Source organism: Kitasatospora sp. NPDC001527, from assembly GCF_040298605.1.
GTDB lineage: Bacteria > Actinomycetota > Actinomycetes > Streptomycetales > Streptomycetaceae > Kitasatospora.
Map to the genome: position 1 here is coordinate 1 of NZ_JBEPAM010000096.1, position 12,981 is coordinate 12,981.

General features: G+C 74.8%; 10 protein-coding genes. 1 reads left to right on the forward strand and 9 read right to left on the reverse strand.

Annotation, left to right across the window (positions count from 1 at the left end):
• Positions 1-247 precede the first annotated feature (247 nt).
• From ABT238_RS38085 to ABT238_RS38100, 4 genes are all read right to left on the reverse strand, one after another.
• A complete protein-coding gene (locus tag ABT238_RS38085) occupies positions 248-1,066 on the reverse strand; it encodes an SDR family NAD(P)-dependent oxidoreductase (RefSeq protein ID WP_350806993.1) in 819 nt (272 codons plus the stop codon).
• A gap of 435 nt (positions 1,067-1,501) precedes the next feature.
• Positions 1,502-1,768, reverse strand: a complete 267-nt coding sequence (locus ABT238_RS38090; RefSeq protein WP_350568214.1) for a hypothetical protein — start codon at positions 1,766-1,768, stop codon at positions 1,502-1,504.
• On the reverse strand, positions 1,765-2,919 hold the full coding sequence (locus ABT238_RS38095) for an inorganic phosphate transporter (RefSeq protein ID WP_350568216.1): 1,155 nt from the start codon (positions 2,917-2,919) through the stop codon (positions 1,765-1,767). The genes ABT238_RS38090 and ABT238_RS38095 overlap by 4 nt, the downstream gene beginning before the upstream one ends.
• Before the next feature lie 134 nt (positions 2,920-3,053).
• Positions 3,054-4,868, reverse strand: a complete 1,815-nt coding sequence (locus ABT238_RS38100) for a CocE/NonD family hydrolase (protein WP_350807000.1) — start codon at positions 4,866-4,868, stop codon at positions 3,054-3,056.
• Between the two features lie 207 nt (positions 4,869-5,075).
• Here ABT238_RS38100 and ABT238_RS38105 point away from each other — a divergent pair, with 207 nt between their 5' ends.
• Positions 5,076-5,657 (forward strand): transglutaminase-like domain-containing protein, encoded by a 582-nt coding sequence (locus ABT238_RS38105; protein WP_350807005.1) that lies wholly within the window; start codon positions 5,076-5,078, stop codon positions 5,655-5,657.
• Between the two features lie 247 nt (positions 5,658-5,904).
• On the opposite strand, the gene ABT238_RS38110 is transcribed toward ABT238_RS38105, so the two are convergent.
• From ABT238_RS38110 to asnB, 5 genes are all read right to left on the reverse strand, one after another.
• Positions 5,905-6,933, reverse strand: a complete 1,029-nt coding sequence (locus ABT238_RS38110) for an alpha/beta fold hydrolase (protein WP_350807011.1) — start codon at positions 6,931-6,933, stop codon at positions 5,905-5,907.
• An 11-nt stretch (positions 6,934-6,944) separates the two neighbouring features.
• Positions 6,945-8,228 (reverse strand): esterase/lipase family protein, encoded by a 1,284-nt coding sequence (locus ABT238_RS38115; protein WP_350568226.1) that lies wholly within the window; start codon positions 8,226-8,228, stop codon positions 6,945-6,947.
• A 140-nt stretch (positions 8,229-8,368) separates the two neighbouring features.
• Entirely contained in the window at positions 8,369-9,682 is a 1,314-nt protein-coding gene (locus tag ABT238_RS38120) for a UDP-glucose dehydrogenase family protein (RefSeq protein ID WP_350568229.1), read from the reverse strand.
• Between the two features lie 51 nt (positions 9,683-9,733).
• Positions 9,734-10,957, reverse strand: a complete 1,224-nt coding sequence (locus ABT238_RS38125; protein ID WP_350807021.1) for an MFS transporter — start codon at positions 10,955-10,957, stop codon at positions 9,734-9,736.
• A gap of 65 nt (positions 10,958-11,022) precedes the next feature.
• Positions 11,023-12,858: an asparagine synthase (glutamine-hydrolyzing) gene (asnB, locus tag ABT238_RS38130; protein ID WP_350568235.1), complete on the reverse strand. Its 1,836-nt coding sequence runs from the start codon at positions 12,856-12,858 to the stop codon at positions 11,023-11,025.
• Positions 12,859-12,981 lie beyond the last annotated feature (123 nt).

The following is a 12,981-nucleotide window of genomic DNA, read 5'->3' on the forward strand; positions in this document are numbered from 1 at the left end:
CGGCCGTCGACCGGCCGCGCGCTCCCCTCCCCTGTTTTCACTGGCCGCCGAAGGTGGCCCCGGCCCCGGCACAACCGCCGGTGCCGGGATTCGGCGCGGTCCGCCCCTGCGGCCCCCACGACCGAGGGGCGGACCGTTTCTGCACCACCGACACTAGGCGGCCGGGGCCCGGTGCCAGGCCTCCCTGACGTCTCCCTGACGCCCCCGGCGTCGATCTTGACGGACCCCTCGCGGCGGTCCGGCCGGGTCAGCCGCGGGCGACGAGCTGGTCGGCGAGCTTGGCGAGGCGGCGCTGCGAGCGCTCCTCCTGCGCGATCGCGGCGGTCGCGGCGAGGTCGCCGCCGTCGTAGTACTCGCCGTTGACCAGCGCCGTCCCCGGCAGGCAGAGCCGGACGACGGCCTGCGCGCCCTCCGCCGCCGGGGCGCCGACCCTGCCGTACAGCGGGAGGAGCGCCGTGGCGCACTGGCCGGGGTTGAGGCTGACGGCGGTGATGCCGGAGCCCTCGGGCGCCATGTCGCGGGTGTCCATGGTGAGCGCGAGCTGGGACTGCGCGTAGGCGGCGACCCGGGAGTACTTCCTGATCCGGTGCGGGTCCGACCAGTTCATCGAGGCGGTGCGGTGCAGCGAGGAGGAGACGTTGACGATCCGGGCGCCGCCGGCCGCCGCGAGGGGCGCCCGGAGCAGCTTGGCGAGCAGGTGGGCGGCGAGGAAGTTCACCTGGAGCGAGACCTCGTTGCCGTCGTCGGTGAGGGTGCAGCGCTCCGGGGCCAGCACGGCGGCGTTGTTGACCAGCAGATCGAGGGCCGGGTGGTGCTTGACCACCGTACCGGCCAGCACCGCGATCTCCGCGAGGTGCGTGAAGTCGGCGGCCAGCTCGACGAGCCGGTCGCGCCGGACGCCGGACGCGACGAGCCGCTCGACGGCGTCCCCGGCCTCGGCGGCCGTCCGGGCGTGGACGAGCACGGTGGCCCCGTGACCGGCGAGGAGCCGGGCGGTCTCCCAGCCGATCCCGGAGGAGGCGCCGGTGACGAGGGCGGTGGAGGCGGACAGAACTGCGTCGGACATGACCCATCCAGGGGTGAAGGGCACCACCGGGGTGCCGCCCGGGCGCGTCGGTGGACGCGCCCGGGCGGGCGCCGGCGGGTGCGGGTGTGGTGCGAGAGGTGATGCGAGCCGGCGGCCGACCCCGCGCTCCCGCCGCGGACGTGCGCGGCGGGAGCGCGGGGTCGGACGGCCGGGAACGGCCCGGACCCGGCGGATCGCGCGGGCCGGCCGTCCGGGACCGGTAGCGGGCGGGGAGGCCTGGGCTTACCGGACCGCGGTGAGGGCCGCGACGGCGACGACCCGTCGCCGCGGATGCGGCGGGCGGTCGTGGTGGCGTGTCGAGCGGTTCACGTCCCTCATCAAAGCCAGCCGCACCCCGCGGGGCAAGCCCGGCCGGCCTGCCCTGACGGAACCCTGACGCCGGGCACCCTGCCGGTCACCGGGGCCGGCGGACGGTCAGCGGTGGTTGACGATGACGGAGATGCCCCAGCCGATCGACGCGAGCACCACCGCGAAGATCAGCACGGCCAGGGCGTAGCCGACCGGTCCGGCGGTGGGCCGGTCGGCCGCCCCCGCAGCCGGCCCGGCAGCCGGTCCGCCGGCCGGGGCGGGAGGGTTGAGCAGGCGCAGGCCCAGGGCGAACAGCGCCGGCAGGCCGGCCCCCGTGAGCAGGCCCACCACGACGATCTTCCACACCGCGTGCAGGTTGATCCAGGTGTTCACGAGGCCACCTTGTCCGGGGCGGGCTCCGGGATCACCGAACCGGTCCACGCGGCGTTGACGTTCTCCGGTGTCACCGCCGGATGGCGGGAGGCGATGAAGAAGGCGACCGACGCCAGCACCAGCACGGCGAAGACCACCACCACACCGGCCGTCCCGCCGATCCCGTTCGCGAGCCAGTAGGCCAACGCGCCGACCAGCGCGGCGGCCGGCAGGGTGAACAGCCAGGCCGTCACCATCCGGCGGGCGAGGTGCCAGCGCACCTCGGCCCCCTTCCACCCGACCCCCGAGCCCAGGATCGATCCGGTGGCCACGTGCGTGGTGGAGAGCGAGTAGCCGAAGTCGGTGGAGCAGAGGATCACGGCGGCCGAGGCCGACTCGGCGGACATCCCCTGGGGCGGCGCGATCTCCACCAGGCCCTTGCCCAGGGCGCGGATCACCCGCCAGCCGCCGACGTACGTCCCGAGGGCGATCGCCAGCGCGCAGGAGGCGATCACCCAGTCCGGGGCCTTCGCCCCGGGCGCCAGGGTGCCGTTGGCGATCAGGGCGAGGGTGATGACGCCCATGGTCTTCTGCGCGTCGTTGGTGCCGTGGGCGAGCGACACCATGGAGGCCGAGCCGATCTGGCCCAGCCGGAACCCGCGCTCGCGCGGGCGCTCGGACACCTCCCGGGTGATCCGGGCGACCAGCAGGGTGCCGACCACGGCCACCATGCCGGCGATGAACGGCGACAGCGCCGCCGGCACGATCACCTTGGAGACCAGGCCCTGCCACTTGACGGCCGAGGAGCCGGCCGCCGCCACCGTCGCCCCGATCACCCCGCCGATCAGCGCGTGCGAGGAGCTGGAGGGGATGCCGAGGTACCAGGTGGCCAGGTTCCACAGGATGCTGCCGGTCAGACCGGCGCAGACCACGGTCAGCGTCACCTCCCCGCTGGAGACCAGGCCGTTGGCGATGGTCGCCGCCACGGCGGTCGACAGGAACGCGCCGACCAGGTTCAGCACCGCCGAAACGGCGACCGCGACGCGCGGCGACAGGGCCCCGGTGACGATCGAGGTGGCCATCGCGTTGCCGGTGTCGTGGAAGCCGTTGGTGAAGTCGAAGCCCAGCGCCGTGAGGACCATCAACGCCAGGACCGCGTTGTTGCCGGTCACGCACCCGAACGTAGCCCGCGCACCGGGCGGGCCCGGTGCGACGGCGCCCCGGCACACCGAACGGCCGAAGGGCCGTCACCCGGTCGTACCAGCGCCGTCGCACCGTTCCTCGCACCTGCCGGTCAGAGCGTCGCTCAGCCGAGCGGCAGCTCCAGGACGGCCTCCTCCCCCGTGAGCGAGGTGATGGTGGTGGTGCTGTCCTTCGTGCCCGTGAAGGCGTAGAGCTTGTCGGAGCTGTTGACGACCAGGGTGAGGCGGTGGCCGTCGGCCAGGTCGTAGGCGGCGGGCTGGAGGCTCCAGCCGACGATGCTGTCCGTGCCGGCCGTCAGACCCTCGACGGTGCGGGGCTCGTGGGTGATGATCCGGGCGGTGCCGTCCGGGGCCACGTCGAAGAGGTAGGCGACGAGGGTCGCGGCGTTACCCTCCTCGACCCGGACCGCGAGCCGCAGCGTGGCCGCGCCGCGGATCCGGCGGCCGCCGGCCAGTTCCTCGGTGGACCACACCAGCAGACGGGTCCGGTCGAAGCCGGCCGGGTCGTACGCCTTGGGGCTGCCGAACCACTCCTTCTGCCCCGTCTCCATGACGCCGTCCATCGCGGTGGCCGTGGTGAGGTGCCCGGCGACGAAGTCACGGCTCCATCCCGCGGCGGGCTTGTCGGACAGGGTGCCGTCGCCGTTGCCGTTGGTGCCGCTCAGGTACCAGGCCTCGACGCCGGTGGTGGCCCCGGCCCAGGAGCCGAGCGGCTCGCGCCGGGCCGCCTTGGTGATCCGCCGGCCGCCACCGATGACGGGGGCGGTCTCGTAGGTGAACATGACCTGGCTGTTGACCACCGGCCAGTCCGGAACCCCGTTGGCCTCGCCGAGCAGGTGGTGGTCGAGCCAGGCGTAGGCCTCCAGCGCCGGCGTCAGGGAGCCGACGAAGGGCACGCCGCCCGGGAAGCCGGTGATGCCGAGGCCTTCCGGGGCGCCGTGGTCACCGATCCACAGGTTCAGGTGCTTCGGCACGGTGAGCTGCTCGAACGTGGCGATCGCCTCGCCCACCGGGAACAGGCTCTCGTGCCAGGTGTTCGAGTAGAAGGTCGGGATGCCCCGGGCGTTGGTGCGGCCGACATGGGTCTCCGGGGAGCGCCGGGTGCCCCACTTCACCACCTCGTCCATGTCCTCGCCGGCCCGGAAGGACTGGAGGATGCGCCAGGTCTCCTCGTCGAACTTCTCCGCCTCCTTGCCCTCCTCGGCGCCGGTGAACCTGATCAGCAGTTCCACGGCCTCCGAGTGCCGGGTGCCGTTGTCGTAGAGGCTGGTGGCGAGGTTCCCCCAGGTGCTCAGGGCGGCCACGGCGGCGACCCGCTCCCCCTCGTCGTGCGCGGCGACCAGCTGGCTGATGCCGGAACCGTAGGACAGGCCCATGAACCCGACCTTGCTCGGCGCGAACTCGGCCTGCGCGTGGTCGATCACCCTTGAGCCGTCCGCCCAGTCGTTCGGCCCGGCGACGTCGATGAACCCGTCGGAGGAGTAGAACTTGCCCGGCTGGCCCATGCCCCGCGGCGTGTACGCCAGCACGTGGTAGCCGCGTGCCGCCAGCGTGAGGTAGCCGACCATGAACGGCAGCCAGCCGTACGGGTTCCAGCCGGCGGGGACGATCACCACCGGACGCCGCTCCGGGGTGTTCTGCTTGATCAGGAACGCGGAGAGGCTGAGGTCCTCCGTCACGGGGACCTGCTGGATGCTTGCGCCGGCACGCTGCCGGACGCCCTCCACCAGCTCGCGCAACTCCTCGGGCAGCGCGCCGGCCGGCGCGGTGCCCTGGAGGGCCGCGAGCAGGGCGCCCGCGACGGCGAGCACGGACGGGCTGATGTCGAGGCCCGCGCCGCGCCAGATGCCGTGGGTGGCGATGTCACCGAGGGTCGCCTCGGTGACCGACGGGGTCGGGTCTCCACCAGCAATAGTCATACGAACCGCCCTTTCGAGGCAGACAGGGCACCCGGGGGGCGCCATCCCCGCGGATCCTGCTCCCGAGCGGCACCGGTAAACTGACGTGAAGTCAGATACGCTCGAACGAGCGAATGCCGCAGCCTCGCATTGACATGGCCCCGCCCCGCAGGTCCGGATGCTGGAATTCCGCCCGCACGTACCGCCGTCCGGGGCACGGTGGGCGGCATGATCCTGCGACCGGAGACCGACGACCTCACCGGCTACCTCGCCGCGGACGAGGTGATCGACCACCAGCACCCCGAGCTGCGCCTGCTGGCCGCCGAACTCGCCTCCCCCGAGGCGGCCTTCCGCTTCGTGCGCGACCAGGTCCGGCACTCCGCCGACGCGGGCGCGTACAGCGGGGCGTACCGCGCCTCCGAGGTGCTGGCCGCGCGCAACGCGATCTGCCACGGCAAGTCCCACCTGCTCGCCGCCCTGCTGCGGGCCCAGGGCGTGCCGACCGGCCTGTGCTACCAGCGCCTGGAGGACGGCGAGGGCGGCTTCGCCCTGCACGCCCTCAACGCCGTGCACCTGGAGGGCCGCTGGGCCCGGCTGGACGCCCGGGGCAACCGCGAGGGCGTCGACACGCGGTACGACCTGGAGCGCGAACGGCTGGCCTGGCCGGTCCGCCCCGAGCTGGGCGAACGCGACTATCCGACGATCCACCGCACCCCGCCAGCCCGGCTCCGCCACGCCCTCGCCCAGGCCCGGCCGGGCCACGCCGGCTACGCCCACCTCCCGAGCGAGCTGCCGCCGGCCGACGGGTGACCACGTCCGGAAGAGCAGGGCCCCCGGGACGCGGGCACCGCAGCTCGCCCCGCACCGCCCGCCTCCCCCGAGGAGTTCCCGTGTCCGACGACGTGCGAGGCATCGCCCCGGAACGGGCGGCACGGCTCGCCGCGCCGGTCGAGCGGTGCGGACCACCGAGCCGGCGGCACCACCGGGCCCCGGAGGAGGGTCGACCTCCTCGTCCGGGGCCACCGAGTCCGGGGCCGCCGAGCGGGCCCGGCGTCCGCTACGCGCCGGCGAGCGTCTCCACCAGGGCGGCCAGGAACTCCTTCGGCCGCTCCAGGTGCACGCTGTGCCCGGCGCCCTCGACGACCACCTCGCGCACCCGGCCGCCGGCGGCGGCGTAGCGGTCGAGGACGGCGCGGGTCTGCGCCACCATCGGCTGCGCCGGGCAGACGTCCTCGCCGGGCCAGCCCGGGACCACGCCGAGCGCCCCCAGGTGGGCGAGGTCGAAGAGCGAGGTGTCCGAGATGATCACATCGGCCGCACCGCGGATCCACAGGATCGGCGGCTTGGGCTCGACCCGCTCCAGGTCGTCGATCCGGAAGTGGACCGGCGCGATGGAGTTGAGCACGCCCCGCCCGCCGGGTGCGGAGCCCGGCCAGGTGTCGCTGGGACGGCTGTCGCCGGGGTAGTGGTCCTCCCCGGTCCGGGTGGACAGCATGGCGGCCACGTAGCGGTCCGGTTCGGCCAGCGGCTCGCTGACGTAGGAGGTGTCCAGCACCGAGCGCGGCGCGAACGGCGAGTCGGCGCCCCGCTCCCCCGCGCTCAGCAGCCGGACGAACTCCGGGGCCGCGCCGCCCGCGCCGGAGCCCGCGCCGTCGGGCGAGTTGAGCTTCCCGTCCACCCCGTGGGTGCCGCCGAAGCCGTACGGGGAGACCGGGTTGACCAGGGTGAGCGAGCGGACCAGCTCCGGCCGGTCCCGCAGCAGTTGCATCGCCACGCCGCCGCCCATGCTCCAGCCGACCAGGTGCACCGGGCCGAGGGCCAGCGCCTCCAGGTAGGAGAGCAGGTCCTCGCTGTGGTCGCGCAGGCCCCGGGTGGCGTCCACCGGCAGCGGCTCGGTGTCGCCGAAGCCGCGCAGGTCGGGGGCCAGCGGGCGGTAGCGCTCGGGCAGGTCGGCCATGGTGGGGTGCCAGAACACGCCGGAGGAGACGTTGCCGTGCAGCAGGACCACCGGTTCCCCGGTGCGGCCCTCGATCTCGGCGTGGTTCACGGTCAGGCGGTCGGTGGCGATCAGGCGGTCGGTGATCATCCGGCGGTTCCTCAGTTCAGCCAGCCGGCGACCTGCGCGTTCGCCGCGCCGTCCCAGCCGAGTTGCAGGTGGTTGGCGAGGGTGATCACCGCGGTGCCGCCGACGGTGGCGATGCCGGTGGTGTCCAGCGCGCTGGACACGAAGACCACGCCGTCGCTGGGGGCGCGGTTCTCGTTGAAGATGCCGACGACGGTGGGCGCGCCGCCCGCCATGAGGTAGGTCGTCACCGAGGCGGGCACCCCGGCCTGGTGCAGCGGGGCGATCAGCGAGCCGGCGTCGATCGCGGCCTGGATGCCGCCGCCCTCGGTGTAGAAGCCCTGCCCGCCGTAGTAGGTGGTGTACCAGTCCTGCTGGGTCTGGTCGATGCCGAAGACCGAGTCCCAGCGGGCCAGCATCTGGCGCTGCCCGGGGTAGACGTCGTAGCCGCTCGCGGGGGCGAAGGAGAACTCCGGGTGCGCGGTGTAGGTGCCGTAGCAGGTCATCCGCAGGTGCGGCGCGGGGGCGTTGATCTGGCCGCCGCACTGCGGCCAGATGGAGAAGTCGTGCGCCCACCCGTGGGCGAAGGGGTAGTCGTAGCCGCCGTTCGGGCCGCCGATGGTGATCAGCTTGCGCACGTCGCCCGCGTACGGGCGGCCCCAGGAGGGCTTGACCGAGGACACGTAGGACCGGGCGGACATCTCGCCCTTGCTCCAGCCGACCACGTCCACCTGGGGGACGCCGAGCTTGGCGCGGATCAGCGCGACGGCGTCGCCGACCGCCTGGGCCTGCAGCAGGTTGTCGCCCTGCTTGTGCGCGAAGCCGACCGCGAAGACCCGGTAGCCCCGGCCGGACAGGTACTGCATCAGACCGGTGTTCGGGCAGGAGACGGAGCCGCAGCCGTAGGCGCCGCCCTCGCCGGGGTTGGCCCAGGCCCGGTCCGGGTTGTCGTTGGCGCCGTGCACCAGCAGCACCGGGACCTGGTGCGCGCCGGTGTTCCAGCCCGGCGCGGAGTAGAGCAGGAAGCGGCCGGAGTAGGGCTGCTTGACGCCGCCGAAGAAGGTGAGCCGCTGGCCGTCCTGGTTGCCCCGGCCGTCCGGCGGATACTGCTCCTGGCGGAAGCCGGTGGTGGTGTCGAGGTAGCGCTCGACGCGGTCCCAGCCGTTGGCGACGCTGGTGTGGGTCGCCTCCAGGGTCAGGTGGGCCGGCACCGCCGCCGAGGCCGGCACCGCCGGGACGACCGCGCCGATCAGCGCCAGCACACCCGCGAGCAGCCAGCCCGCGCCCGCGCGCCCGCCACGTCCACTTCTTCTCCACATACCGCGCCCACTCCTCCACGCCGAGGCTCCAGTGGGCGCCAGGCTACGGATCCCGCCGCGCCGTCCCCATGGCGGCGGCCCACACCTCGGGCGCCCCGGTATGGGGGTCGGCCACCTGGCCAGGGCGCCCCGGGTCCCGGTCAGCGGCGGCCGAGCGAGCGGTACCTCCAGCCGGCCGCGCGCCACGCCTCCGGGGCCAGCACGTTGCGGCCGTCGACGACGGCGCGGACGGCGACCCGCTCGCCCAGCTCGGCCGGGTCGAGCTCCACGAACTCGCGCCACTCGGTCAGCACCAGCACCACGTGGGCCCCACGGGCGGCCTCGGCGGCGGAGGTCGCGTAGCCCAGGTCGGGGCAGGCCTTGCGGGCGTTGTCCAGGGCCGCCGGGTCGTACACCGAGACCCGCCCGCCCTCGCGGGCGATCGCCGTGGCGACGTCGAGCGCGGGCGAGTCGCGGATGTCGTCCGACTCGGGCTTGAAGGCGGCACCGAGCACGGCGACGCGGCGGCCGGTGAAGGAGCCGCCCGCGAGCTCCCGGGCGTGGTCGACGGCCCGGGTGCGGCGGCGCAGGTTGATCGCGTCGACCTGCCGCAGGAACTCCAGGGACTCGCCGGCGCCCAGCTCCTCGGCGCGGGCGACGAAGGCCCGGATGTCCTTGGGCAGGCAGCCGCCGCCGAAGCCGAGTCCGGCGGCGAGGAAGCGCCGTCCGATCCGCTCGTCGTACCCCAGCGCGTCGGCCAGCCGCACCACGTCGGCGCCGGCCGCCTCGCAGACCTCGGCGATCGCGTTGATGTACGAGATCTTGGTCGCCAGGAAGGCGTTGGCGGCGACCTTGACCAGTTCGGCGGTGGCGTAGTCGGTGACCACGGTCGGGATGTCGCCGAGCGGCGCGTAGAGGTCGCGCAACAGGCCCTCGGCCCGGCCGGGGCGCACCCCGAGCACGATCCGGTCGGGCGCCAGGGTGTCCTGCACGGCGTGGCCCTCGCGCAGGAACTCCGGGTTCCAGGCGAGTTCGGCGGCCTCCCCGGCGGGTGCCAGGGCGGTGAGCCGGGCGGCCAGCCGCTCGGCCGTGCCGACCGGGACGGTGGACTTGCCGACGACCAGGCAGGGCCGGCGCAGGTGCGGGGCCAGCGCGTCCACGGCGGCGTCGAGTTGGGAGAGGTCGGCGGCGCCGGAGTCCTTGCGCTGGGGTGTGCCGAGGCACAGGAAGTGCAGGTCGGCGAAGGCGGCGGCCTCCTCCGGGTCGGTGCCGAAGCGCAGCCGGCCGGCGGCCAGGCCGCGGCGCAGCAGCTCCTCCAGCCCCTTCTCGTGGATGGGGAGTTCCCCCTGATTGAGGGAGCGGACCCGGTCCTCGTCGATGTCCAGCGCGAGGACCTGGTGGCCGAGGTCGGCCATGCAGGCGGCGTGGGTGATGCCGAGGTAGCCGCTGCCGATCACCGTCAGGCGGTGGCGCATGGGCGGTCTCCTGTCGTGGGTGGGAGTGGATGGCGTCGCCGGGGCGGCGGTTCAGCCGGTGCTCCGGTCCAGCCGGCGGACGGGCCGGACGGCGATCAGCGCGAGGGCACAGCCCAGGCCGACCAGCGCGCCGAGCAGCAGCAGCCGGTGCACGCCGACGAGTTCGCTGGCCGGCCCGGCGACCGCCTGGCCGAGCGGGACGGCCAGGATGGATCCGGCGATCTCGTACGCGGCGACCCGGTTGAGCTTGTCCTCGGGGATCCGGGTCTGGACGCAGGTCGCCCACTGGACGCCCCAGAACGCCCACCCGATGCCGCTGACCAGGTAGCCGAGCATCAGCAGGGGCACCGCCGGCACCAGGGCGGCGGACAGCGGCATGAGCGGGAAGAGCAGCATCGCCACCGCCCCGCCGAACAGCGGGCGGGCCGGGCGCAGGCGGATCGCGACCAGGCCGCCGAGCACGCAGCCGACGCCGAAGGCGCTCTCCGCCCAGCCGAAGGCCGCCTTGCCGTGGGCGTCGATGATGGAGACCGCGCCGACCGGGGTGATCGGGCCCCAGACCGCGACGCCGAGGACCCACCAGATCAGGATCACCGACCACAGCCAGGAGCGGGAGCGGAACTCCGTCCAGCCCTCGCGCAGGTTCTGCAGGGTGGAGGCGGTGCGGTCGGGCTCGACGTGCGGCAGCCGCAGGGCTGCCAGGCAGAGCCCGCTGAAGACGAAAGTGGCCGCCGTCGCCGCGAAGACCGAGGCCGGGGAGACCGCGGCGACCAGGGTGCCGGCGAGCGCCGGACCTGCCATCGTGGCGACGCCCTGGCTGACCCTCAGCACGCCGTTGGCCTGCTGGGGGTCGGCGGCGACCTGGGGCACCAGGCTGGTCAGCCCCGGCTGGAACATCGCGGTGGCGAGCCCGCCGAGCACCGACGCGCCGACCAGCAGCCACAGCGGCGGGTGGCCGCTCCAGAGGCAGACCGCGAGGCCGAGCTGGACCGCGCAGCGCAGCGCGTCCGCGGCGATCATCTGCGGCCGGGGGTGGAACCGGTCGGCGAACACCCCGCCGAACACCACGAACAGGGCGAAGGCGCCCATCCAGGCGCCGAGCGCGACGCCGACCGCGCCCACCCCGAAACCGAGGGCGAGCATCGCCACGGCCGTCGCGACCGGGATCATGGTGTCGCCCAGCACCGCCATGGTGCGGGCGGTGAAGTAGAGCCCGAAGTTGCGGGTCCACAGTCGGGCGGGCGGGGCGGGCGGCGCGGCCAGGGTCGCGGCCATGGGGCTCCTTCGGGACGTCCGCGGGGGCGGGCGGGTGCTCGGGGTCGGCGGGGTGTCGGCCGGGCTCAGAGGTCGAGTTCGACCCGGTACGCGCGCAGCCAGGCGTCAGTCTGCAGGGCGGTCTCCAGCGCGGCCCGGCCGACCCCCTCGACCAGGGCGTCGGCGCCGTCGCGGGCCACCGCGCTGCGCAGCCCGGGGGCGAGCAGCGGGGCGAGCGGGCTGTCCTGGTCCAGCGCGACCCGGGCCAGCCGCTCGCGCAGCACCCGGTCGTAGCCGGCGTCCCGCAGGTTGGGGTACGGCGTCTTGACCCGCATCGCGACCGGCTCGGGCAGCAGGTCCTTCATCGCCGCCCGCAGCAGGCTCTTCTCGCGCCCGTCGAACGCCTTCATCGCCCAGGGGATGTTGAAGGTGTACTCGACCAGCCGGGGGTCGGCGAACGGCACCCGGATGTCGAGCCCGGCGGCGGTGCCGAGGCGGTCCAGCCGGTCGAACAGCACCCGGGTGTGCCGGGTGTGCGCGAGGTAGGTGACCTCGCGGTAGCGGGCCTCGACCGGGTCGTCGAGCGCGTCGGCGGCGGCGATCTCGGCGACGGCGGCGCGGTGGCAGTCCCGCTCGTAGCCGGCCAGGTCGAGCTTGCCGAGCAGGTCGGCGTCGAAGACGACGTCGGTGCCCAGGAAGCGCGGGCGGCCCTCCGCCACCCACGGGAAGGTGGGCCGGGCGATCCACTCGGGCAGCCGGTTCCAGTTGTAGCCGCCGAAGACGTCGTCGCCGCACTCGCCGGACAGCGCGACGGCGGCGTGCCCGCGCGCCTCGCCGAACAGCAGCCGCAGCGAGGCGTACTGGTCGCCCTTGTTGATCGGGATGTCGTACGCGGCGAGCACCGAGGCCCGCAGCGCGGGGTCGAGCAGGTCCAGGCCGGCGAGCGAGATCTCGCCGTGCTCGGTACCGGCGTGGTCGGCCATCAGGCGGGCGTAGAGGTGGTCCTCGTTGCCCTGCGCAGCGGCGCCGTCGGTGCCCGGTTCCTGGTCGTTGACGGCGAGCGAGCGGATCGGCCCGCGGCCCTGGCGGCGGGCGAGGGCGGCGGCCAGCGCGGTGAGCGAGCTGGAGTCGAGGCCGCCGGAGAGCAGCGAGCAGGGCAGCTCCTCGCCGTCCAGGTGCGGGGCGACGGCCGCCTCCAGGAGCGCGCGGACGGTGTCGACGGTGGTGTCCAGGTCGTCGGCGTGCCCGGCGACCCGCAGGTGCCAGTAGCGGCGCTCGGTCGCGCCGGCGCGGGTGACCCGCAGCAGCGCGCCGGGCAGGACCTCGCGCAGGCCCCGGAAGACGGCGTGGCCGGGCACCCGGGCGACGGAGAGGATGTCCCGCAGGCCGTCGGCGTCGAGGGCGGGCCGGAAGCCGGGGTGGGCGAGGACGGCCTTGGGCTCGGAGCCGAAGAGCACGCCGTCCGGGGTGGTCGCGTAGAAGAGCGGTTTGACGCCCATCCGGTCGCGGACCAGCAGCAGTTCCTCGCGCCGCGGGTCCCACAGGGCGAGCGCGTAGCCGCCCTCGATCCGGGTGACGAAGTCCTCGCCCCAGGCGAGGTAGGCCTGGAGGACGGCCTCGGCGTCGCCGCCGGTGACCGCGCGGTGCCCGGCGGCGGTGAGCCGGTCGCGCAGTTCGCGCGGGTTGGTGAGGTGGCCGGCGAAGGAGAGGACGGCGCGCGGGCCGGTGTCGCCGGGGGCGGTCAGCGGCTGCGGGTGCGGGTCGCGGGCGGTGCGGCGGTGGCCGAGGGCGGCGTGCGCGGAGCTCCACTGCCCCTCGCCGTCGGGCCCGCGCCGGGCCAGTGCCGTGGTCATGGCCCGGACGACGGCCTGCCCGTCGGCGGTCTCGTGCGAGAAGTCGACCCAGCCGGCTATGGCGGACATGCGGTACTCCCAGGGGTGCGCGGTGGCGGGTGAAGGAGGGGTGACGGGTGGTGCGCGGGCGGCCGGCGGCGCCGGGCGGGGCGCCGCCGGCCCGCGCCCCGCGACGCCGGGGGGTGGGGCCCC

Excerpts from the sequence above, each read along its gene's own strand:
- ABT238_RS38125 (WP_350807021.1), bottom strand. The coding sequence starts at position 10,957 with ATGGCCGCGACCCTGGCCGCGCCGCCCGCCCCGCCCGCCCGACTGTGG.
- ABT238_RS38105 (WP_350807005.1), top strand. The coding sequence starts at position 5,076 with ATGATCCTGCGACCGGAGACCGACGACCTCACCGGCTACCTCGCCGCG.
- ABT238_RS38120 (WP_350568229.1), bottom strand. The coding sequence starts at position 9,682 with ATGCGCCACCGCCTGACGGTGATCGGCAGCGGCTACCTCGGCATCACC.
- ABT238_RS38085 (WP_350806993.1), bottom strand. The coding sequence starts at position 1,066 with ATGTCCGACGCAGTTCTGTCCGCCTCCACCGCCCTCGTCACCGGCGCC.
- asnB (WP_350568235.1), bottom strand. The coding sequence starts at position 12,858 with ATGTCCGCCATAGCCGGCTGGGTCGACTTCTCGCACGAGACCGCCGAC.
- ABT238_RS38115 (WP_350568226.1), bottom strand. The coding sequence starts at position 8,228 with ATGTGGAGAAGAAGTGGACGTGGCGGGCGCGCGGGCGCGGGCTGGCTG.
- ABT238_RS38110 (WP_350807011.1), bottom strand. The coding sequence starts at position 6,933 with ATGATCACCGACCGCCTGATCGCCACCGACCGCCTGACCGTGAACCAC.
- ABT238_RS38100 (WP_350807000.1), bottom strand. The coding sequence starts at position 4,868 with ATGACTATTGCTGGTGGAGACCCGACCCCGTCGGTCACCGAGGCGACC.